Annotated in this window: 15 protein-coding genes; 9 read left to right on the top strand and 6 right to left on the bottom strand. The window is 64.3% G+C overall.

What is annotated here, in order from left to right; translation table 11 throughout:
- The first annotated feature begins 56 nt into the window (after positions 1 to 56).
- The 8 genes from ACVOLL_RS10105 (at position 57) to ACVOLL_RS10070 (ending at position 12384) form a co-directional block, all read left to right on the top strand.
- Positions 57 to 938, top strand: a complete 882-nt coding sequence (locus tag ACVOLL_RS10105) for a LysR family transcriptional regulator (RefSeq protein WP_481512793.1) — start codon at positions 57 to 59, stop codon at positions 936 to 938.
- 432 nt (positions 939 to 1370) lie between these two features.
- Complete coding sequence (locus ACVOLL_RS10100) at positions 1371 to 3545, top strand: TonB-dependent receptor (RefSeq protein WP_481512792.1); 2175 nt, start codon at positions 1371 to 1373, stop codon at positions 3543 to 3545.
- 220 nt (positions 3546 to 3765) lie between these two features.
- Positions 3766 to 5034 (top strand): serine hydrolase domain-containing protein, encoded by a 1269-nt coding sequence (locus tag ACVOLL_RS10095; RefSeq protein WP_481512791.1) that lies wholly within the window; start codon positions 3766 to 3768, stop codon positions 5032 to 5034.
- Entirely contained in the window at positions 5031 to 5972 is a 942-nt protein-coding gene (locus tag ACVOLL_RS10090) for a ribokinase (RefSeq protein WP_481512790.1), read from the top strand. Before ACVOLL_RS10095 ends, ACVOLL_RS10090 begins: the two co-directional genes overlap by 4 nt.
- Positions 5973 to 6009: 37 nt before the next feature.
- Positions 6010 to 8199, top strand: a complete 2190-nt coding sequence (locus ACVOLL_RS10085) for a formylglycine-generating enzyme family protein (RefSeq protein ID WP_481512789.1) — start codon at positions 6010 to 6012, stop codon at positions 8197 to 8199.
- Entirely contained in the window at positions 8196 to 10052 is a 1857-nt protein-coding gene (locus ACVOLL_RS10080) for a glycoside hydrolase family 127 protein (RefSeq protein ID WP_481512788.1), read from the top strand. Before ACVOLL_RS10085 ends, ACVOLL_RS10080 begins: the two co-directional genes overlap by 4 nt.
- Before the next feature lie 162 nt (positions 10053 to 10214).
- Positions 10215 to 11408, top strand: a complete 1194-nt coding sequence (locus ACVOLL_RS10075) for a CaiB/BaiF CoA transferase family protein (protein WP_481512787.1) — start codon at positions 10215 to 10217, stop codon at positions 11406 to 11408.
- A gap of 13 nt (positions 11409 to 11421) precedes the next feature.
- Positions 11422 to 12384: a transaldolase gene (locus ACVOLL_RS10070; protein WP_481512786.1), complete on the top strand. Its 963-nt coding sequence runs from the start codon at positions 11422 to 11424 to the stop codon at positions 12382 to 12384.
- 265 nt (positions 12385 to 12649) lie between these two features.
- On the opposite strand, the gene ACVOLL_RS10065 is transcribed toward ACVOLL_RS10070, so the two are convergent.
- Positions 12650 to 14065 (bottom strand): coniferyl aldehyde dehydrogenase, encoded by a 1416-nt coding sequence (locus ACVOLL_RS10065; RefSeq protein WP_481512785.1) that lies wholly within the window; start codon positions 14063 to 14065, stop codon positions 12650 to 12652.
- A gap of 472 nt (positions 14066 to 14537) precedes the next feature.
- On the opposite strand from ACVOLL_RS10065, the gene ACVOLL_RS10060 reads away from it, so the two are divergent.
- Entirely contained in the window at positions 14538 to 15632 is a 1095-nt protein-coding gene (locus tag ACVOLL_RS10060; RefSeq protein ID WP_481512784.1) for a helix-turn-helix transcriptional regulator, read from the top strand.
- 14 nt (positions 15633 to 15646) lie between these two features.
- On the opposite strand, the gene bla is transcribed toward ACVOLL_RS10060, so the two are convergent.
- From bla to ACVOLL_RS10035, 5 genes are all read right to left on the bottom strand, one after another.
- Positions 15647 to 16678 (bottom strand): class A beta-lactamase, encoded by a 1032-nt coding sequence (gene bla / locus ACVOLL_RS10055; protein ID WP_481512783.1) that lies wholly within the window; start codon positions 16676 to 16678, stop codon positions 15647 to 15649.
- Between the two features lie 57 nt (positions 16679 to 16735).
- Complete coding sequence (locus tag ACVOLL_RS10050; protein WP_481512782.1) at positions 16736 to 19456, bottom strand: TonB-dependent receptor domain-containing protein; 2721 nt, start codon at positions 19454 to 19456, stop codon at positions 16736 to 16738.
- 175 nt (positions 19457 to 19631) lie between these two features.
- On the bottom strand, positions 19632 to 21353 hold the full coding sequence (locus tag ACVOLL_RS10045; protein WP_481512781.1) for a cation acetate symporter: 1722 nt from the start codon (positions 21351 to 21353) through the stop codon (positions 19632 to 19634).
- Entirely contained in the window at positions 21350 to 21667 is a 318-nt protein-coding gene (locus ACVOLL_RS10040) for a DUF485 domain-containing protein (RefSeq protein WP_481512780.1), read from the bottom strand. The genes ACVOLL_RS10045 and ACVOLL_RS10040 overlap by 4 nt, the downstream gene beginning before the upstream one ends.
- Positions 21668 to 21818: 151 nt before the next feature.
- Entirely contained in the window at positions 21819 to 23252 is a 1434-nt protein-coding gene (locus ACVOLL_RS10035; protein ID WP_481512779.1) for a DcaP family trimeric outer membrane transporter, read from the bottom strand.
- Positions 23253 to 23423 lie beyond the last annotated feature (171 nt).

Genomic DNA, 23423 nt, shown 5'->3' with positions numbered 1-23423 from the left:
ATCGCGCCGCCGCGCCCGCTGGTGTAGTTTGGCGCGCAGCTGAGAGGTCTAATCGCGTGGAAACCCAGTTCCTCAATACCTTTGTCACCGTGGTCGACCGTGGCTCCATGGCCGCGGCAGCGCGCATGCTGCACATCACCCCGGCCGCCGTCGCCCAGCAGATCCGCACGCTGGAACGCGAGCTGGGCGCGCCGCTGATCGCCCGCGCCGGCCGCACCGTCAGCGTCACCGAGGAAGGTGCGCGCATCCTGCAGCGCGCGCGCGACCTGCTGCGTGGCGTGGCCGATCTGCGCAGCGTCGCCAACGAAAGCGGCATGGCCGGCGAACTGCGGCTAGGCGCCTGCCCTACCGCGCTGGGCGGGCTGGTACCGGACATCCTGGCGCGGATGGTAGCCAAGTTCCCCGAGATCAACGTCTTCATCAAACCCGGTTACTCGTCCGACCTGTACGGCGCGGTGGAAGCGGGTGACCTGGATGCGGCGATGGTGCTGCAGGCACCGTTCTCGCTGCCCAAGACCTGCGACTGGCAATTGCTGCGCGAAGAGCCACTGGTGGTGCTGGCACCAGCGCGCATGGCCGGTGCCGATCCGCACCAGTTGCTGCGCGAAGAGCCGCTGATCCGCTACGACCGCCACGAATGGGGTGGCCGCAAGGCCGACGAATACCTGCGCAAAGCCGGCATCGTGCCGCGCGAACGGTTCGAGCTGAATGCGCTCAACGCGATTGCGGTGATGGTCGATCGCGGCCTGGGCGTGTCGCTGGTGCCGGATTGGGCCAAGCCGTGGCCGGAAGGGATTTCGGTGGTGCGCATTCCCCTGCCCGAGCCCAGCGAGCCGCGCCGGATCGGCATGGTCTGGTCGCGCTCGTCGGTGCGCCTGCGCCAGGTCAATGTGTTGTTGGAGGAGGCGCGTACGGCGTTGTTGCAGCCGACGGATTGAGCAGGGTTCCTGTAGTGCCGAGCCATGCTCGGCAGGAGCACTACCCGTAGAGCCCCTGTAGTGCCGAGCCATGCTCGGCTGGAGCGTTACCGGTAGAGCCTCTTGCCGAGCATGGCTCGGCACTACCCGGTGGGTTTGCTGGTAAAGCCCCTGCCGAGCATGGCTCGGCACTACCGGGTTTCCCGGCGGGCGCAGGCGCCGTCACCCAATCGCAACAAACCCTAGGCTTTGAACATACACAGGTGCGCTTCTATCGCACCAAGGGCCCGCCTAGGCTTCGCCCAACGTCGGAGTTGCGCCCGGTGCCTGCATGGTCGGGGACCGAAAACAACAAACGGCAGGATCAAAGGGGCGATAGTCCCCGCCGCTTTCTGGCGTTGTCGGCTCCCAGGCCGGTTCCGTCACACATTCAAACCTGGGGGAGAGAACAACATGATCAAGCCACTTTCGGCCGCCATCAGCGCCGTGCTGCTCGCCAGCGCGATGAGCCCGGCCTTTGCACAAGACGCCGCAACCACGCTGGACCAGGTGATCGTCACCGGTACCCGCACCCCGGTTGCCATCGACAAGGTTCCCGGTGCTGTCACCCTGATCAGCCCGGAGCAGGTGCAGCGCACCTTGAACCTGACCGAAGACGCCACCGCCGTGCTCGCACGCATGGTGCCGGGCTATTCCGAATCCTCGCAGGCGATGAGCAACTCCGGTGAGACCCTGCGCGGTCGCGTCGCGCTGCGCCTGTTCGACGGCGTGCCACAGGGCTCGCCGCTGCGCGAAGGCAGCCGCAACGGCACCTTCACCGACATGGGCGTGATCGGCCGCATCGAGGTCATCAACGGCCCGTCCGCCGCTGAAGGCATTGGCGGCGCCGGTGGCGTGATCAACTACCTGTCCAAGAACCCGGACGTGGCTGGCCACGAAACCACCGTCACCACTCGTTACAGCAGCCAGTTCAAGGACGACAGCGCGCAGTCCAAGATCGGCGTCACCCACGCCTTCAAGGGCGACGCGGTCGACTACCTGATCAGCGGCGCCTACATCGACCGTGGCATCGCCTACGACGGCGACGGCCGCCGCGTTGGCCTGAACACCTCCGGCTCGCTGTCCGACTCGTACAGCAAGAACCTGTTCATGAAGGGTGGCTACAACTTCGGCGAAGGCCAGATGCAGCGCATCCAGGCCAGCTACAGCAACTTCCACATCGGCGGCAAGCACAACTACATTCCGGTCGAAGGCTGCCGTGCCGGTGATCTCGGCTGCACCAAGCCGACCACCAATACCGCTGAAAAGGGCTCGATTGCCGGTTCGCTGGCCGAGTTCAACGATTTCGAACAGTTCGCGGTGAAGTACACCAATGCCGATTTCTTCGGCGGCGACTTGAGCGTGGATGCGTACTGGGCCGAGCAGGCCATGCGTTACGTGCCGGAAAACGGCGACGACCGCCAGCTGACCAAGCCGGCCCCGACCGATGATGCCCTGCGCATCTGGGACCAGTCGGAAATCAACAGCGAGAAGAAGGGTCTGCGTTTCGGCTACGCCTATGGCGAGCTGTTCAAGGTGGAAGGCCTGCGCCTGCGTGCCGGCCTGGACCTGGTCGAAGACACCGCTGAACAGCGCCTGGCGCTGACCAACCGCCTGTGGGTGCCGCCGATGAAGTACACCAGCATCGCGCCGTACGCGCAGCTGAGCTGGGACATCGGTCCGGTGACGCTGGATGCCGGCATCCGTCGCGAAGACGGCCAGCTGGAAATCGACAGCTACACCACCGTGGCCTTCCGCGACCACACCCCGGTGCAGGGCGGCAAGATGGATTACAAGGCCAACATGCCCAACTTCGGTGCGATCTGGCGCATCACCGACCAGTGGTCGGTGTTCGCTTCGTACTCCGAAAGTTTCGGCATCGCCAACGTCGGCATCCCGCTGCGCAACATCCAGGCCAGCAGCCCGTGCAAGGCCGTGTCCTGCATCGCTGACCTGCAGCCGCTGATCACCGAGAACAAGGAAATCGGCTTCAACTGGCGTGGTGCCCAGGGCCAGATCGGTGCATCCGTGTACCGCTCGACCTCGGACTTCGGCTCCACCCTGACCATCGACAAGGCCACCGACGACTTCATCCTGACCCGCGCACCGGTCGAGATCGAAGGCTTCGAGTTGAACAGCGCCTGGACCTTCAACGAGCAGTGGAAGGCGAGCTTCCTGTACTCGCGCATCCGTGGCCAGACCCAGTACTACCCGGGTTCGGGCCTGAAGAAGGAAATGGGCATCCTCGACATCTCGCCGGACAAGGTGAATGCCTCGGTGACCTGGACCCCGACCGATACCCTCAACGCAACCCTGGGTGTCAGCAAGACCTTCAGCCGCGACCTGCGTGAGACCTTCGTCAATCCGGCCACCAACGCGGTCTACAAGAACGAAGAGAACACCTATGGCTACGCGCTGTGGGACCTGAGCGTGAACTACGACATCGGCCGTTACGGCCAGCTGGCACTGGGCGTCGAGAACCTGTTCGACAAGCAGTACGTGCTGACCTGGTCGCAGCTGCCGGGCTGGCAGAACTACTTCTCCGGCCGTGGCCGGATGGTGTCGCTGACCCACACGTTCAAGTTCTGATCCACGCGTGACAGACGGCGTCACAGGAAACTGTGGCGCCGTTTGCTTAGATGCCTGCAGGTCCTCTGTAGGAGCGGCGTAAGCCGCGGAACTGAAGAAAAGGCTGCTCCAGCCAGTCTTGCAATTGCAGATATTTCGTTGTCGGCGCCGTTGTTTGCTTCGCGGCTCACGCCGCTCCTACAACCTTGCGGCATACGATTCTGAAAACGGAGGCTTGCCCATGTTCCGCCAAACGACCCGCAACGCCCGCAAGCACATCGCGCATGGCCTGTTGCTGGGCACCGCCGCCTGGCTGGCCGGCATCGGCAGCGCCCACGCTGCAACGGACAAGCGCTGGCAACGCCTGGACAGCTTCCTCGCCCAGGCGACCAACAAAGACGGCTATCCCGGCGCAGTGGCGCTGATCGAGATCGATGGCCGCAACACCTTCCACGGCCATTGGGGGCATGCCGATATCGGGCGCACCCGGCCGATGCGTGAGGACAATATCTTCCGCATCTATTCGATGACCAAGCCGGTCACTTCGGTCGCCATCCTGATGCTGCTGGAAGAAGGCAAACTGGCGCTGGATGATCCTTTGGCGCGCTTCATCCCGGCCTTCGCCGACCGCCAGATCGTGACCGGCGGCGATAGCGGCCACCCGCAGCTGGCGCCCGCGCCGCGCGCAATCACCCTCCGCCACCTGCTGACCCATACCAGCGGTTTTGCTGCGGATTCGGATGGACACCGTGTTGCCAGTGCGCTGTTGGACCGCGCCGACGTGGACAGTGCCACCTCGCTGGAAGACGTGGCTGCACGCCTGGCCACGCTGCCGTTGGCTGACGCTCCCGGCACTCATTTCCACTATGAAGGCAGCAATACCGAATTGCTGGCGCGGGTGGTTGAAGTGGTCAGCGGACAACCGTTCGCGCAATTCCTGGCACAGCGCATCTTCCAACCACTGGGCATGGCCGACACCGGCTTTGAAGTCGCCTTGAGCCAGCGCTCACGCGTGGTGGACCTGCCGACCAACGCCGCCGATGGCTCGCTGCATATCGCCGACACGCTCAGCGCGCGCAGCCCCGGCGTCCGCTTGAAGGGCTACGACAGCGGTGCCGGCGGCCTGTACTCCACAGCAGCGGACTACCTGAAATTCGCCCACATGCTGCTGGGCAATGGCGAAGCCGACGGGGTGCGCCTGCTTTCGCGCAAGACCGTGGATCTGATGATGGCCGACCAGCTTGGCGGCTTCAGCCCAGCCATCCATGGCTTCAGCGAAGGCGAAGGTTTCGGCCTGGGCGGCTATGTCGTTACCGACCCTGCCGTGCGCGGCCGCCTGGGCAGCGTTGGCCAGTTCGGCTGGTCCGGCGCGGCGTCCACCTATTTCACTGTGGATCGCAGCGAAAAAATGATCGCCATCGTGCTGCTGCAATACCTGCCGGAAGGCGACAAGCGCCTGCCGCCATTGGCAACACCGTTCTACAACCTCGTTTACCAGGCCATTCCATGACCTCCACCGTTCTCGTTGCCGGCTCGGCCAATCTTGATTTTGTCGTGCGTGCGGCACATGTACCGGCACCGGGTGAAACCGTGCTCGGCCGGGAATTCCGCACCTTCCCCGGTGGCAAGGGTGCAAACCAGGCCGTTGCCTGTGCGCGTGCCGGAGGCGCTGCGACACAGATGCTGCTGGCGCTGGGCGCGGATGACTTCGCCAAGCCCATCGAAGCATCCTTGTCCGATGCCGGTGTGGTGTTGCATGCAGTACGTGATGCGCAATTGCCGACCGGCACCGCCTTCATCTGCCTGTCCGACGATGCCGAGAACGCGATAACCGTTGCACCCGGCGCCAACATGGCCTTGCTGCCCGCGCACCTGCCGCCGCTGGACGGCGTGCAGTGGCTGTTGCTGCAGCTGGAATCACCGTTGGCAACCGTGCTGGCCTACGCTCGTGGCGCCCGCGCTGCCGGCGTCAAAGTCGCGCTGAACGCAGCACCTGCGCAGGTATTGCCGGCCGAACTGCTGGCACAGCTGGATATGTTGATCGTCAATGAAGGCGAGCTTGATGTGGTTGCCGGCAATCCACCTGAGCTGGCCAGTGGCTTGGCGCGCCTGGACGTGCCGTGCGTGATCGTCACCCTTGGCGCGCGCGGCTGCCTGGCCCGCCTCGATGGCGAGATCCTGCTGCAGCCTGCGTTCTCGATTTCGCCGGTTGATACCACCGCAGCAGGTGACACCTTCTGCGGCACGCTGATCGCACTGCTGGCGCGCGGCAAGCCACTGCAACACGCCCTGCTCGCTGCCAGTGCCGCCTCGGCATTGGCCTGCACGCGGCTGGGTGCGCAAACCAGCATTCCCGAACATGCCGACGTACTGGCCTTGCTGGCCGACAGCAGCCGTCTGCCGGATACCCAAGCCCATGCCGCCCTGGCGGCGTGGTGCGCGCTGTAACCGTTACACCCTCCCCGCTTTTTGTTGGATGCATGCCATGACCTCGCCCTATCCCGCGCCCGATTACGACAACGAATCCCCCGACTACGGGCGTGAGGCGATCCATACCGAATACAAGTTCTCGCACGTTACCACCGGCCGCTACCTGCCCACCCCGGGCAAGGCGCCGGCGTGGCCGTTCGCCGACATCGGCAGCTGGATGATCGATGCCAATGCCAGCGCCGCCGATTGGTTGACCGAGCTGAAGGACTGGCGCCAGGAGCACCTGGTGCGCATCGGCTACACCGACGTGAACTACCGCCGCCCGGAACTGCAGTGGGCGCAGCGCAACTTCGTGCACGCGCAGATGATGGTTGAGGACCGCTATTTCTTCGACGTTGAAACCGCGCAGTACACCGTTGATAGATATCTGGACGATCTGATCGAGCGCTTCGGCGGCTTGGACTCGGTGCTGATCTGGTACATCTACCCGAACATCGGCATCGACGACCGCAACCAGTTCGATCTGGCCCATACCCTGCCGGGCGGCCTGGAAGGTTTGACCGCCGCGGTGAAGGCATTCCAGGCGCGCGGCGTGCGCGTGTTCCTGCCGGCCAAGCCGTGGGATCACGGCACCCGCGATCCCGGCATCAGCCATTGGGACGGCATGGCCGAGATCATCAAGGCCACCGGCGCTGACGGCATCAATGGCGACACCTTCAACGGCGTGCCGCGCGCGTTCTTCGACGCCTGCGATGCCTTGGGCAATCCGGTGGTGGTGCAGCCCGAATCCACCATCAGCTCCGAAGAGCAGCTGATCTGGAACGTGCAGAGCTGGGGCAAGAAGGCGCCCGATGGCCCGGTGCCACCGGTGTCCAAGTGGAAGTGGCTGGAGCCGCGCCACATGGTCAACTACGAGAACCGCTGGGGCCGCAACCGCAACCACGACCTGCAGTACTGCTTCTTCAACGGCATCGGTTACAACGCCTGGGAGAACATCTGGGGCATCTGGAACCAGTTCACCGCACGCGATGGTGAAACCCTGCGCCGCATGGCGGCAATCTACCGCCAGTTCCCGGCCCTGATCGTTTCAATGGACTGGGAGCCGTACCAGGTCTGTTACCAGGGTGGCATCTTCGCCAGCAAGTTCCCGGTCGATGGGCTCAGCCTGCACACCTTCATCAACCGCAACGAATACGCTGTCAACGGCGAGCAGATTGGCCTGCCGCATGTGGACGGCACCCGCTACTACGATGTCTGGCACGGCGTGGCGCTGACGCCAGCTGTGCGTGACGGCTTGGCGGTCATCGACCTGCCGATGGAGGCACGCGGCTTTGGTGCGGTGCTGAGCGTGCAGCCAGGCACCGCGGTAGAAGGCCTGGAGGCATTCCTCGCCGACGCTGCCAAGCGCGCCGAGCGATCCCTCAACAGCTATTCCGCTGCGTGGTCCGCCATCCCGCAGCAGTTGCAGGAAATCCCGGCCACGCGCGCCCAAGCGAGCGCACCGCAGGGCATGGTCAGCATTCCGGCCGGCGAGTTCGTATTCGCCGTCGGTGGCATCGAGATCGAAGGCTTCAACTGGGCCGGTCAGGACGTGCAGTTCCCGTGGGAAGACTGCCCGCGCCGCCACCACCGCAAACACATGCAGATGGCGGCATTCCACATCGACCGCTACCCGGTCACCAATGCGCAGTTCAAGGCCTTCATCGATGCCACCGCGTACCAGCCGGCCGACGACATCAACTTCCTCGCCCACTGGGTGGATGGCGCGCCACGCGCCGGTTGGGAGAACAAGCCGGTGATCTGGGTGTCGATTGAAGATGCGCGCGCCTATGCCGCCTGGGCTGGCAAGCGCCTTCCGCACGAATGGGAATGGCAGTACGCCGCCCAGGGCAACGATGGCCGCACCTACCCATGGGGCAACGACTGGGACGACAGCCGCGTGCCGCGGGTCAACCATGGCCGTCGCGTGCTTGCCCCGGCCGATGTCGATGCGCATCCGCAGGGCGCCAGTCCGTTCGGCGTCGAAGACCTGGTCGGCAATGTATGGCAGTGGACCGATGAATTCAGCGACGAGCACACCCGCGCGGCGATCCTGCGCGGTGGCTCCAGCTACCAGCCGCAGACCTCGCATTGGTACTTCCCGCAGGCCTATCGCCTGGACCAGCATGGCAAGTACCTGCTGATGGCACCGGCCAAGGACCGCAGTGGCATGCTCGGCTTCCGTTGCGTGGTGGACGCGGCATGAGTGCGGCCATCACCATCGGCCAGCAGCTGATCGCACCTGCAGGCGTAAAGCTGGACGGTGTGTTCGGGCAGATGCTGGCAGCCAACCGCAGCGGCCGCCTCAGCCACTTCATCGTCGATGAAGCCAGCCCCTCGATCAGCATCTTCGGTCAGGCGCACAAGCAGCAGAACCAGGAAGGCGACTGGTACGGCGAACACGCCGGCAAGTGGCTGTCGGCAACCGCGCGTGCGGTTGCGCAGGGCGGCCAGCCAGAACTGGAAGCCAATCTGCGCCGCGTCGCCGATTGGCTGATCAGCCAGCAGGATGATGACGGCTATCTCGGCAACTATGCCGCCGACCGCCGCTTCACCGTGCCGCAGCCACCCAAGCCGGAAAGCTGGAACGGCGAACCGGCGCTGCGCACCTGGGACATCTGGACCCACAGCTACCTGATCCTCGGTTTCCTTGAGACCTGGCGCGCACTGGGCGATGACAGCTATCTGCAGGCCGCGCGGCGCATTGCCGACCTGTGCTGGCAGGCACTGGAATCGGGCATCGACATCACCACCCTGGGCAACCACCACGGCATGTCGGCGACGGTGCTGCTGGACCCAGCCGCCGACCTGTACCTGGTCACCGGCGAGCCGCGCTATCTCGCGCTGGCCGAGAAGATCCTGCAGCAGGCCAATGCCAACCCGCGCCTGGCCCTGCTCGACAAGGGCATCGCCAACGAAGACGCCGCCTTCATCGCCACCGGCAAGGCTTATCAGCTGTCGTGGAATCTTGTTGGTCTGGCCAAGCTGTACAAGGCCACCGGCAAGGCCGACTACAAGCTGGCCATCGACAATCTGTGGAACAACATCCGCGAGCAGCACCTCACCCTGGGCGGCGGTCCGTGGGGCGGCGTGGCGCATCGCTCGCGCGAAGTGTTCAATGCACCGCGCACGTTCTTCCCGCAGGCCTATGTGGAAACCTGCTCGGTGCTGGCGTGGATGCAGCTCAACCGCGAGCTGCTGGCCATCAGCGGCCACGCGCGTTACGCCGATGAGCTGGAACGCACTGCCTACAACGACCTGCTGGCGGCGATGGCACCGAACGGTGAGGACTGGTGTTACTACACCTTCCCCAACGGCAAGCGCGTGCATACGACGTACTGGCGCTGCTGCAAGTCGTCCGGCGCGATGGCGGTGGAAGAGCTGCCGCAGATTGCCTATGGCGTCGCTGCCGACGGCGGCCTGCGGGTGAACCTGTACGGCGCCGGCGAAGCCACGCTCAATCATGCAGACGCTGGCAAGGTGGTGCTGCAGCAGCAGACCCGCTATCCGTTCAATGGCGATATCAACCTGCGGGTCACGCCCGAGCACAGCGCCAGCTTCGGCATCGGCCTGCGCATCCCGGCCTGGGCCGAGGACGCCCGCATCCAGGTCAATGGCATCAACGTGCCGGTACAGCTTGGCGCGGATGGTTACGTGCAGCTGCAACGCCAGTGGCAGGCCGGCGATCTGGTCAGCGTGCAGCTGCCGATGCAGCCGCAGCTGCACCGTGCGGCCAACATCAACGTGCAGGAATCGCGTGCACCGGATGGTTCGCCGGTGGCGCAGGAAGTGCTGCGCTGGGAATACGTCGGCTTGAGTTATGGCCCGCTGGTCTATGCGACCACACTGATCGACGGCTTCAAGACCGATGAAACCGTGAAATTGCCGGAAGGTGATCCTTCGCGCTGGCTGCAGGTTGGCCAGGACGAGGGTGAAGGCGCGACGGTGACGATGCAGCTGCAGAGCCGCGCGCCACTGGTGTTCGAGCCTTACTACCGCTGCGGTGGCCGCGAACACGACGTCTGGCGCCTGAGCTGGCTGTCGCTGGCCCCGCACTAAGCCTGTCACCGCTGCCTCTCACCAAAAACTGTGAAGGCAGCGGTGGTTTTGAAGGCGATGACACCGCGATACCTGCTTTTTGTCCTCGCTGAAAATACCCGCACGATATGTTTCTTCCCATCCACCGGGAGGAAACTGCAATCAAGGATTCGAGTGCAGCCAATGTCAGCAAGCAACAACCCATCTCCGTTCGACATCGCCCAGCGCGATGGTGCCCGTGGCCCGCTCAGCGGCGTGCGCGTGCTGGACCTGAGCGCCTATATCGCCGGGCCGTACGGTTGCACCCTGCTGGCCGACCAAGGCGCGGAAGTGATCAAGGTGGAACCGCCGGTTGGCGACAACCTGCGCAAGTACCCGTCCACGCTGGAGGCCGAGAGCCGCGCCTTCCTCGGTGTGAACCGCTCCAAGCGCGGCGTGGTGCTGGACCTGAAGGAAGCCGACCAGCGTGCGGTACTGATGCGCCTGGTGCGCGAGGCCGACGTACTGGTGCACAACTTCCGTCCCAGCGTTCCGGCCCGACTGGGCATCGATTTCGACAGCCTGAACAAGATCAACCCGCGCCTGGTGTACTGCGCGGTCACCGGTTACGGCGAGGACGGTCCGCTCAAGGACAAGGCCGGCTACGACCAGGTGCTGCAGACCATGACCGGCATGTGCGCGATGCAGGGCAAGCCCGGCGGCGCGCCGGAAATCCTGTACGGCTCGGTGGTCGACTACTACGCAGCCGCGCTGGTTGCGGCGGGTGTGTCCTCGGCATTGTTCGAACGTGAACGCAGCGGCGAAGGCCAGTACGTCGGCGTGTCGCTGCTGCGCAGTGCGCTGACCATGCAGTCGGCACGGATGATCTGGGCCGAAGGCGAGCCGGAAGGCGTGGGCCGCGACATGCGCTCGGGCGGTGTCACCGGCATCCATCCGACCGCGCAGGGCCATCTCTACATCTCGGCCAATACGCCGCGTTTCTGGCAAGCGCTGTGCGACAAGATCGGCCTGCCGGCAATGGGCAGCGAGCCGCGTTACGACACCGTGCGCAAGCGCGCCGAGCATTCCGACGAATTGCTGGCAAAGCTGCATGCAGCGCTGGCTGCACGCAGCGCGCTGGAGTGGGAAGCGCTGTTCGGCGAAGAAGTACCGTGCGCCGCTGCGCGCAAGGTCGAGGACATGTTCGAGCACCCGCAGGTGCTGGCCGAAGAGATGATCACCACGCTGCAGCATCCCTTGCTGGGCAGCTACCGCGGCATCACCCGTCCCATCGTGTTTGGTCGCACCCCCGGCCCGCAGCCATTCGCCGCGCCGACCTTCGACCAGGACACCACCGCAGTCATCGCCGCCGTCGATGCTGGCGACACCCCCGCCTGATCCGGAGCACATCATGAGCACTGCATCCAAGCTCGCGCAGCTGCGCGAACTGTCCGTCGTCGTCGCCGACACCGGTGACTACGACGCCATCAAGCGCCTGCGTCCGGTCGACTGCACCACCAACCCGACGCTGGTGAAGAAAGCCCTCGACCTGCCGGTCTACGCCGGCCTGATTGAGCGCGAGCTGCAGTGGGGCCGCGCCCAATCCGGCGACAAGCAGGCCGTTGCCAATGCCGTGGTCGATCGTTTGACCGTCGGCGTCGGCACGATGCTCGCCGAACTTGTGCCGGGCCGCGTTTCCACCGAAGTGGATGCCGACCAGGCGCACAACACCGAGGCCACGATTGCCAAGGCGCGCGAGTTCATCGCCATGTACGAAGCGGCCGGCGTGCCGCGCAGCAAGGTGCTGATCAAGATCGCCGCCACCTGGGCCGGCGTGCAGGCCGCACGCGTACTGCAGGCCGAAGGCATCGACTGCAACCTGACCCTGATCTTCAATCCGACCCAGGCCCTGGCCTGCTCGGAAGCCGCCTCCTTCCTGATTTCGCCGTTCGTCGGCCGCATCCTGGATTGGTACGTGGCCAACGGCCAGACCCCGGCCAGCATTGATGAAGACCCGGGCGTGGTGTTCGTGCGCGGCGTGTTTGCCGAGTTCAAGCGTCGCGGTTCCAGCACGGTAGTGATGGGCGCCTCGTTCCGCTCGACCGCGCAGATTGAAGCGCTGGCAGGCTGTGATCGTCTGACCATCTCGCCGGACCTGCTGGAAAAGCTGGATGCTGACTTCGGCGAGCTGCCGCGCAAGCTGGTGGCTGGTGCTGCTGAAGCGGTGAACGTCGCTGCGATTGATGAGGCGACGTTCGATGCGGATATGGCGGCTGATCCGATGGCGACCGAGAAGCTGGCTACTGGTATTGAGGCGTTTGCCAAGGATCTGCAGACACTGCGGCAGCGGATTGCGGATGAGTTGGGCGGCTGATAGCCAAAGCAGTGCCTGACCACTCCCTTCTCCCACCGGGAGAAGGTGGCCGAAGGCCGGATGAGGGTAAGTGCGAAGCCTGGCAATATCAGCCCACAAGAGGCTTCGCCCCTTACCCTCACCCCAGCCCCTCTCCCAGAGGGAGAGGGGCTTTCAGATCGCATGCTTTTTGCAGCTTTCAAAAGTTTTTCGACACCCGGCTCCCTCTCCCTCGTGCCGGGGTCACCGCAGCCGGCCCCCTGTGCCTGGTTGCGGCTTTTCTCCCTCAGCGCGAAATCATCTCGATGAAACGCGCGACCCGTGTGTACGGCGGCCGCAGCAGATCACTGCCGGCCCGGCGGGTCTGCCACAGCACCGGCAGACGCTTGCTCATCGCATCGAAGCCGGCCTTGCCGTGGTACGCACCCATGCCGCTTGCCCCAACACCGCCAAACGGCAGGCCGTTGATCGCGAAGTGCAGCAAGGTGTCGTTGACGGTGACACCACCGGCAATGGTCTGGCCAACGATCTTCTCCACCGTGGCCTTGTCATGGCTGAAGGGATACAAGGCCAGCGGCCGATCGCGACCATTGATGGTGGCGATGGCCTCGTCCAATGAGCGGTAGCTGCGGATTGGCAGGATAGGCCCGAAGATCTCGTCCTGCATCACCGTCGCGTCATCGCCCGGCTGCAGGATCAGGGTCGGTGGGAACAAACGCTCGCGCCGCGAACGCTCGGCATCGATATCGGCCAGCGGCAATACCTGCAGGCCACGCGCGCGCGCGTCATCCACATAGCCCTGCAAGCGTTGATACTGCGCCTCGTTGATGATGCGGCTGTAATCGGCAGCATCACTGAAGTCGCCGTAACGCAGCCGCACCTGCGCACGCAGCGCGGCAACCAAGGCATCAACCCGTGCTTCGTCGATCAACACATAATCCGGCGCGATGCAGGTCTGCCCGGCGTTGAACCACTTGCCGGTGGCCAAGCGTGCGGCTGCACCTCCCAACGGATAATCCGCTGCCACCAGCGCTGGTGATTTACCGCCAAGCTCCAGCGTCAGCGGGGTCAGATGCTGCGCAGCGGCCGCCATTACCTTGCGGCCAATCGCGGTGGAACCGGTGAATACCAGATGGTCGAACGGCAGGCCCGAGAATGCCGAGGCCACACTGGCATCACCCTGCAGCACCGCTACCCGATCGGCGGGGAATACCTCGGTCAACAAGGACTGCAGGAAGGCCGAACTGTTCGGCGTGTGCTCGGACGGTTTGAGCATGACGTGGTTGCCAGCAGCAATCGCGGTCGCCAATGGCACCAACGCAAGATTGACCGGGTAGTTCCATGGCGAGATCACCCCGACCACGCCCACCGGCACCGGTCGCACCTGCGCCCGCGCCGGCCAGAAGCGCCAACCGACACCAATCCGCTCCGGCTTCATCCAGCCGCGCAGGTGCGAAAGCAGATGGTCGATTTCGCCGGTGACGGTCATGCCGTCGGCGATCACCGATTCGTGTCTGGAGCGATGGCCGAAGTCAGCGGCAATCGCCTCGGTCATCTCCGGAATGCGCGCCTTGAACGCGGCGCGCAGGCGGCGCAGATCGTCGCGGCGCTGCGCGTAGTCTGGCTTGTGCTGCTGCCAGGCTGCACGCAGTTGCGTCAGCTGCTGCTGCAGATTATTTGAACCATCGGTCTGTGGATCCATGGTGCCTCCCCTAGATCAGCGGCCACTGTAAACCTGTGTGTGTTGAGGAGTGAAGGCTTGTTTGCGAAGCGGGCGTGATGTGCTGCGCAAAGCCGGAACGAAGGCGATGAAGCTCTACCCCTCCCCGGCCCTCCCCTGCGCGTTGCGCAAGGGAGGGAGCGAAGCACGTGACCTGTCAGCCCCCCGTGCACGCCGCTTTTGCCCCCTCCCTTTCGCGCAGCGAAGGGGGGTGAAGAAGGCCTGCTTGCGCGCCACTGGCGCGCGGCCTGATGAACGACCGAAGGCAGTGCCTTCGGGCCGGGCGGGCTGGGGAGGGGTGCTCTTCGCGGCTAGTTGCTCAGCGGGCATCATCCGGAAACCACCCCTGCGCTTGCCTGCCCCGCGCAGTGGGTGCTAGAAGAGATCATGCAGGTTCGGCCGGTCATAGCGCCGCAGATGAGCGCTGCGATCCACCAAGAGGGCATGCCGCACCATGCTGGGACGCGAACACGACATAGCAGTGAACCCCGACGCCTGCCCTGTGCAGGCCAAGCGTGGACTGCTGCAGGCACTGGACCTGCATTCGCTGTGGCGCGCCTGCGTGGATCTGATCAACCAACACCTGCCTTGCCACTCGTGCACCTTGATGTACGACATCAACGGCAGCTACCAACCACAGCGCAGCCTGCATTTCCTCGGGGCCAGTGCCGCCGACGATGCAAGGCCGCTACGTAGTCTCGACGTTGCCGCGCCCTATCTGCAGCGCAACCCGCGCGTCGACTGGTACACGCTGTCGCAGATCGCTTCCACCGACACGCAGGCCCGGCTGCGGCTACGCGCGCAGAATCCCGCGCCCGGCTGGAACGAATTCATCCACATGGCGTTCTGGCGCGGTGAAGGCCTGGAGGCGGTGTTGAGCATCCGCATGCAGGCCGGCCAGGAGCAGATCACCGACGCCCACCAGCAGTTCCTCGGTGAACTGCATCAGCTGATGGCCGCTGGCCTGCAGCGCGTGCGCTCGATGCGGCATGAACGTCGCAGCATCTATCAGGCGCTGCTCGACCGACAAAGCCAGGCCGACATCATCCTCGACCATGAGTTGCACCTGATCAGCCTGTCGCCTGCGGCGCAGCAGTTGTGCGCGGGTTGGCTGGACGAAACCGGCAAGCGCCTGCGCTTCCCCGACAGCGTGGCTTCGGCATTGCGCGGCTGGCTGCGCCAGGCGAACCAGGTCGGCGACGCTGAGCTTCCACGGGAAGCGCTGGACCTGCCCGCTGCACAGTTACGCATCAGTCTGCAGAATCGGCTGCAGGCAGACGGTCTCTATCCGATGTATCTGCTGCGACTGACGCCGCTGCAATCGACTACCGCAGCGATGCCGGTGATCACCCGGCCGATGTGGGCCAGGCTCTCGCCCACCGAAACCCGCGTCGCCGAGCTGGTCCTGGATGGCATGCGCAATGACGAGATCGCCAATCACCTGCGGCGCTCGCGCAAGACCATCGAGAGCCAGATCAGCGCGATCTACCGCAAGCTCGACGTTGGCCATCGTGCGCAGCTGGTGCGCCTGCTCAGCGTCGCCGGCTGAGCAGGCACAACAGCTCAAGGCACGAACAGGAAGTAGTCGTGCGCGGCACGCGCCAGCTGCGCGATGGCTGCATCGCGTTCCTCGTTGCTGGCGCGTGACTGCACGAATACAGTGACGATGGCATGGCCACGTCCACCCGGCAGCGTGATCACGCCAACATCGTTGATCACGTCACCCACCGTGCCGGTCTTGTGCGCCACCGGGGTGTCCTTCGGCAACATGCCACGCAGGCGTGCGCTGCCGGTGCGGGTGTCGAGCATGATGTCCTGCAGCAGCTTGGTCGAGCCTGGCTGCAGCACCTCGCCACGCCAGACCTTCTGCAGCAGGGTCGCCATCGCACGGGCGCTGCTGGTGTCGCGCGGATCCTCATTCCAGGCATTGGTGTGGCCGCGACGCAGTTCTTCGCTGCGTTCTTTTCGCGACAGCTCGGCGTAGGCCGCAGGACCCATCGGGTTGGCCTGCGAAGCAGCGTTGCTGCGGTAATTGGCCAGCAGCTCCCAGATGTAGCGGTCCACCCGCATGCCACTGATGCCCAGTGCCTGCATGCGCGCATTTACCGCGTTGGTGCCACCACCAAGACGGATCAGGATATCGGTGGCGTTGTTGTCGCTGACCGTGATCATCATGTGCAGCAGATCGCGCACGGTGATGGCCGAACCGGCGCTCAGGTGCAGGTCCATCGGTCCGCCCATTTCCGGGTAGACATCGCCTGCGCCCAGCGTCACTTGTTGCTGCAACGAGAGCTTGCCCTCGTCGACCAGTTTGAGGATGTGCACGGCGACCGGCACTTTCATCGTACTGGCCATCGGGAAGGCACGGTCGGCATCGAGATAGACAGTACGGCCGCTTTCCAGATGGACGATGGCTGCACCCAGTTGGCCGGGCAGTTGTGCGGCAAGTCGTTGTGCCTCGACCTGCAGACCTTGGCTGTTTGCAGGTTTGGTGGCTGCCGCTGCCGGCAGCAGCATGCATGCCAGCAGCGGTACCACGAACAGCGCGCGCAGGCGTGGGCGCGGTGGAGAACGACGGAGGTGGTGCTGGTACATATGGAGTCCTCTGCAAACGGAACACTGCCGCCCATCACTGAGCGGCAGTCATCATCCCTAGAAGCGCATGCGCGCGCCAAGCGTGAAGTAACGGCCCACCACATCGTAATAAGGCGAGCCGACCGCACCCAAGGGGGACTTCTTGTCGAACAGGTTGCTGATGTCGGCGTAGACCTCGACCTCGTTGTCGCCGGCCAGCGCGAAGCGCGCCTTGCCACCCAGGTCCCAGTACACATAGGACGGGATGTTGCCGTTGGTCAGCACCAGCTGGTTGTTGTAGACGCCACTGGAAATGTAGCGTGCGCGCGCCTGCGCACCGTAGCGGTCACCGCGCCAGCCGAAGGTCGCGTTCGCACGCCAGCGTGGCACACCGGAGCCGCCGGTCAGGCCCTGCGAGGTCACGTACTCGAAGGTGTTCTTGCCGTCGTAGGTGCTGAGGTTGTCGGTCCAGGTCGCCAGCACACGGGTGTGGAAATTGCCCGACATCGCCGGGAACAACTTTGCCGCCGGCAGGTTGTAGAGCAGGTCCAGGTCAACACCATTGGTGCGGTACTCGGCCAGGTTGACGTAGTTGGAGTTGATACGCTCGATTTCGCCTGTGCCATCACGCTGGATGCGCCCACACATGGCCTGGTTGCCGGCGATACAGCGCAGCACGGTTTCCTGTGCCGACACCTGGGTGATCACGTCCTTGATCTCGATGTCGAAGTAATCCAACGACATGATCAACCCCGGCACGCTGGCCGGCGCCCAGGTGAAGCCGGCGGTCAGGGTGTCGGCCTTCTCCGGGTCCAGCAACGGATTGCCACCACCAATCACCAGCGCGCTGATCGAGGTGCCGGTCAGCGGATCGCTGATGGTCGACCAGCCGGTGGTGCTGGTGGTGTACATCTCCGACAGATTGGCCGAGCGGATATCGCGCGAGCGGGTGAAGCGGCCGCGGAAGCCATCGAAGAATTCGTTGGTCATGCCGTACTTCCACGACCAGATCGCACCGGAGCTGTTGTAGTCGCTGAAGCGCGCCGCTGCATTGACCTGCAGGTCGCGCAGCACCGGCACATCACGCAGCAGCGGTGCGGCCACTTCGGCAAAGGCCTCACGGACCTGGAAGCTGCCGGCCATCGGCGAGGAGCTCCAGGTGCTGAACGACTTGGTCAGGTCCTGCGCACCCACTTTCTGATCGATCTGTTCCTTGCGCGCCTCCAGTCCTACTGCAACCGACACCTCACCCGCCGGCAACGAGAACGGTTCGCCGCGCAGGTCCAGCCCAGCTGCGTCGAGCTTGGTATTGGTCATGCGCTTGGGTGTGCCGGTGACATAGGCCGCCGCTTCCGCCGATGGCGCGCCATGGCCGATCAGGTTGATCGGCACGCAACCGGAGTTGGGATTGGTCAGGGTCACCCGGCATACCGGCTTGCCGCTGACCGGATCGATCACCGCATCCACCGCATCGCGGTAGTTGCTGGTCAGCAGGAAGCCCGGCGCGGCCAGATCGGACTGGTTGTCGCCGTGGCTGTAGTAGCCACTCCAGCGCCAGTTGTCACCGACCACGCCATCCAGCGCCACGGTGAACTGGGTGGTGCGGCGGTCGTAGTCGATATCGGGAAAGGCAAAGTCACTGTTGAAGCGCCCCAGGCCGAAGCTGGTTTCGCCCGCGGCCAGCAAGGCATCGCGCACCGCTGTGGGCAGGAAGGCGTTGTCGACGCTGATCTTCAGGCCGGTGCCACGGTTGTGGTCGCCGAACCAGGGGAAGCGGTTCCAACTGCGTGAGTGGCGCACGTCCATGGTCAGGCTGGTGTTGTCGGTGAGGTTCCACGACAGCCGGCCCAGCACGTTGTAGCGGCGCTGTGGCGTCATCAGTGAGCTGATGTCGTCATTGCTGGGGCTCTCGCCACCCTGGATCAGCGACGCACCGGTATAGCCCGGGAACGGACGCAGGCTGCCATCCGGATTGAAGGCCTGCCCGGCCAACACGCCGGTGGTGATCAAGCCGCCGATCGCAGCATTGCCGTAACCCACGTTGTCTTTCATCGTGAACGTGCCGTCGCCGTTGGACAGCTGCGCGGTGCGGCCCAGCCATGGACGCGATGACTTGGGAATGATGCCGTCGTTGTTCAATGCCTCACCGCCAATCACGATATGGCCCCGGCCTTGTGCGATCTCGAAGCCGGTAGCGGCCGAGACGTATTGCTTCTGGTTGTCCGAGCGCGAGGACACGCCGCCCTGCACATCGATCTTGGTGCCCACCAGCTGGCTGTCCAGCTGCACGTTGACCACACCGGCGACCGCGCCTGAACCCCAGGCAGCAGAAGCACCGCCGGTAACCACGTCCACCCCACTGATCAGGATCGAGGGAATGCTGGCCAGATCGTTGTCGCTGGAGAAGCGCCGCCCATCCAGCAGCACCAAGGTGCGGCTGACGCCAAGTCCGCGCAGGTCGACCGGCGCCCGCGCCGCATCCACGCCGGTGGTATGGGTCTGCGGTGACACCGTGCCACGGAACTGCGGCAGGTCGTTGAGCGCGGCAGCGATATTGGTGTGGGTGGAGAGCTGCAGGTCCTCCGGCGTCACCTTCACCGTCGGCGTCGGCGCGTTGAAGCCAGGCCGATCGATGCGCGAGCCGGATGCGGTGACGTTGACGCTACCGATATCCACCACCTTGTCGGTGGTCTGCTCAGGTTTGGCATCGGTCGATTGGGCGAAGGCGCTGGGCAGGCTGCCGGCGATGATCAGGGCGATGCCCGTGGACAACGTGGTTCTGGCGATACGGCACGGCATACGGTTCCTCGCAGAAGGCTGGAAGTGGAACTGCTGACCTGGCAATGCGGACTCTCCCCTCTCCGCATCTTAGGAAGCCACCTTCCCGCCCCGCATCAGGGAAAACCCCGATACCAACCGCTCAAACGACAACGGCCAGCACAGGGCTGGCCGTTGTTTCAAACGTTACCAATGCTTAGTGCGACGAAGCCTTGCTCGCACCAATGCCGGTCTCGGCACGGACTTCCTGTGCCGGGTAGGCAGCACGTTCGGCCTGTGCGTTCTTGCTCTTGTCGGTGATCGAGAAGAACCAGATGCTGACGAAGGCAATCGTCATCGAGAACAGTGCCGGGCTGGTGTACGGGAACGGCGCACTGCCGGCCGCATTGCCCAGCGTGTCCACCCATACCGACGGCGACAGCAGGGTCAGGATCAGCGACGAGGCCAGGCCCAGCGAACCACCAATCACCGCACCGCGGGTGGTGCAGTCCTTCCACAACAGCGACAGGATCAGCACCGGGAAGTTGGCCGATGCGGCGATGGCGAAGGCCAGCGACACCATGAAGGCCACGTTCTGCTTCTCGAACACGATACCCAGCAGCACCGCGATCACGCCCAATGCCAAGGTGGTGATACGCGAGACACGCAGCTCCGAGCCCGGCTCCGGGTTGCCCTTCTTGAACACCGTGGCGTACAGGTCATGCGACACCGCCGATGCACCGGACAGCGTCAGGCCGGCAACCACGGCCAGGATGGTGGCAAAGGCTACGGCCGAGATGAAGCCCATGAACATATTGCCGCCGACGGCCTTGCCGACCAGCACGGCCGCCATGTTCGGACCACCCTGGATGGTGCCGGTGACCGGGTCCGCATACTCTGGATTGGTCAACACCAGTGCGATCGCACCGAAGCCGATGATGAAGATCAGGATGTAGAAGTAGCCGATCCAGGTGGTTGCCCACAGCACCGACTTGCGTGCCTGCTTTGCATCGGGAACGGTGAAGAAGCGCATCAGGATGTGCGGCAGGCCGGCGGTACCGAACATCAGTGCCATGCCGAACGAGATTGCCGAGATCGGATCCTTGACGAAGCCACCAGGCCCCATTATCGCCAGGCCGGTGCTGGCCGCTTCCTCCGCACTCTTGCCGCCATTGGCCGCGATCTGGGTCTTGACCCGCACCGCCTCGGTGAACAGCGCCTCGAAGCTGAAGTTGAAGTGCCACATCACCATCACGGCCATGAAGGTCACGCCCGACAGCAACAGGCAGGCCTTGATGATCTGCACCCAGGTGGTTGCAGTCATGCCGCCGAACAGCACATAGACCATCATCAGTACGCCGACCAACGCCACTGCGATCCAGTAGTCCAGGCCGAACAGCAGCTTGATCAACGCACCGGCGCCAACCATCTGCGCGATCAGGTAGAACAGCACCACCACCAGCGTGCCCGATGCCGCGAACATGCGGATGGGCTTGGCCTGGAAGCGGTAGCCGGCGACGTCGGCGAAGGTGAAGCGACCGAGGTTACGCAGGCGCTCCGCCATCAGGAAGGTCAGGATCGGCCAACCAACGAGGAAGCCCAGCGCGTAGATCAGGCCGTCGTAACCATTGGTCATTACCGCAGCGGTGATGCCGAGGAAGGATGCCGCCGACATGTAGTCACCAGCGATGGCCAGGCCATTCTGGAAACCGGTGATGCCGCCACCGGCGGTGTAGAAGTCGGACGCCGACTTGGTGCGGCCAGCGGCCCACTTGGTGATGCCAAGCGTGAACACCACGAAGGTCGCGAACATGATGATCGCGGTCCAGTTGGTGGGCTGGCGCACGGTCTGGCCGATGTCGCCACCGGCGGCCATGGCCGCACCGCTGGCGATCAGCAGACCGAGCAAGGCGCCGGTTCGCAGGAAGGAGTGGTTCATTGCGCTTCCTCCACGATCTCATCGGTCAACTTGTCGAATTCCTTGTTGGCACGGCGCACGTAGAAGCCGGTGATCAGGATGGTGAACACCATCAATCCCAAGGCGATCGGAATGCCGACGGTGGTGATCTTGCCGGGGCCGATCGGCGTGGCCAGGAAGGCCTTGTCGAAGGCGATCAGGCCGATATAGCCGTAATACCCCAGCAGCATCAGGATGGTCAGGAACCAACCCAGCTTGTTGCGCGTGCTGCGCAGCCGTTGGTATTTCGGGTTGGAGGCGATCCGCTCTACACGGGGATCGACGGAAGCATTCATCGGAATTCTCCAGGCGTTGGGAATACGAACGCCACGGCATGCGGAGATGCCTTGACGGTCACATGAGTGCTCCCCGTGGGGGTAGGGAGATGGGGCGTACTACTTTTTCAGACGCGGTAGCGGCAGCACTGCGCCGCCGCTACCGGATGGGTCAGAAGCTGTACTTGGTGGTGAACTGCACGCGGCTGATATCGCCCTTCTTGCCGTTCTCGATCTCGCGCACGCCGTACATCAACTCGGCACCGACATCGACCTTGGGCATCGGCGTGTAGAAGATGTTGCCGCGGATCGACTGCACGCTCTTGGTCACCAGATCGCCAGTGATGGAGGCGTTGTTGTCGTAGTCGCTGCGTGCGTAGATCAGGTTGGTGCGCAGCTTCGGGGTGAAGGCATGGCGCCAGCCGACATACCCGGCAACCACGCCGGTCGGGTCGATCTCGTCGCGGATGGCGTCATAGCCGCCGTCGGCGGTGATGCCCAGGCCGATATAGCGCGAAATGCCTTCGCCGCCGGTCAGCTGGTAATGCAGGGTATCGGCATCGCCCATCAGCCACTTGCCGCCGAGGGTGACGCCGCCGCCGACCTTGCTGGCATCGGCACCGGTGGTCTGGTTGTCGAGCTTGAGTTGGCGCACCAGACCGGCCACGCCGAAGGTGCCCCAATCGCCCTTCCAACCGTAACGCACGGTCAGGTCGGGCATCGAGCCACGATCGGAGTTGGCAACCGCCGGCACGTTCCACTTGTTGGTGACCGGGTTGTAGGTGCCGGTAAGCGTGGTGGTTTCCGGGTTTTCCAGGGCAACACTCAGGCCGCCATTGGTGTAACGGATCTGCGCCTGGCGCACGAACACCACACCATCGGTGGGGCCAACGAAGTCAGCCGCTTCCGGGATCGAGGCGGCGTCCATGAAGTTGGACCAGGTCTGGCCGGCCAACCACTTGTTCCAATACATGTAGGCGTGACGCAGGGTGACGCCGTAGGTGTTGGTCGCGGTCTGGTTGCCCAGCGAATTGCCGAAGAAATCCATCTCGACCATCGCGCCGGCCTTGTCGCCGTTGTCGGCCACATGGTCCACGCCCAGGTTGAAGCGCGAGAACTTGGCATGGGCGTTGTAATCCACGTCCGATGCCTTGCCCGAACCACCGGCACCATGCACCGGGGTCTGGCCCGGCAGATACAGCGCGCGGCCGGTGGCATCGTCGGCCAGCTGGCCGTCACCGGTACGCGTGGCGAGGAAATCGGCCTTGATGAAGCCACCGACCTTGAAGGTGGTGCCCGGCGCGGCGCCCGGGGTGATGGTGGTCAGCTGAATTGGCTGCTTGCCTGCCGGCACCGCCGGCGCGGCAGCGCGCTCGGCCTGCGCAGTACGGACCTGCACCACTTCACTCTGGGTCTGGGCGATGGCGCCCTGCTGTTGCTGCTGGGTGGACAGCAGCAGCTGCACTTGGCGCTCAAGATCAGCAACGCGCGCTTCCAGTGCCTTCTCTTTTGCGGTCTCGGCGAAGGCCATGCCCGGCGCGACCAGCGCGACGAACAGGGCAGCGGCAAGTGGCCGGCGGGCCGTTTTCAACATGTTTCGATTCATCGGGACTGCCTCTCTCCAGGCTGGCGAACGGTCCGCGTCGATTGCACGGTCGCAGCCAGCGTGCGCGGCGATGGCAGCGGCCGGCTATTCGCCATTAGTCGTAAGCAGGCGTCTGTTCGACCATCGTCTAACAAAGGGGGCAGCGCGATGGGGGGCGGATGCGGCACACTT

The sequence above is a fragment of the Stenotrophomonas sp. STEN035 genome, assembly GCF_056759935.1.
This window is presented reverse-complemented; position numbering and strand designations above follow the sequence as displayed.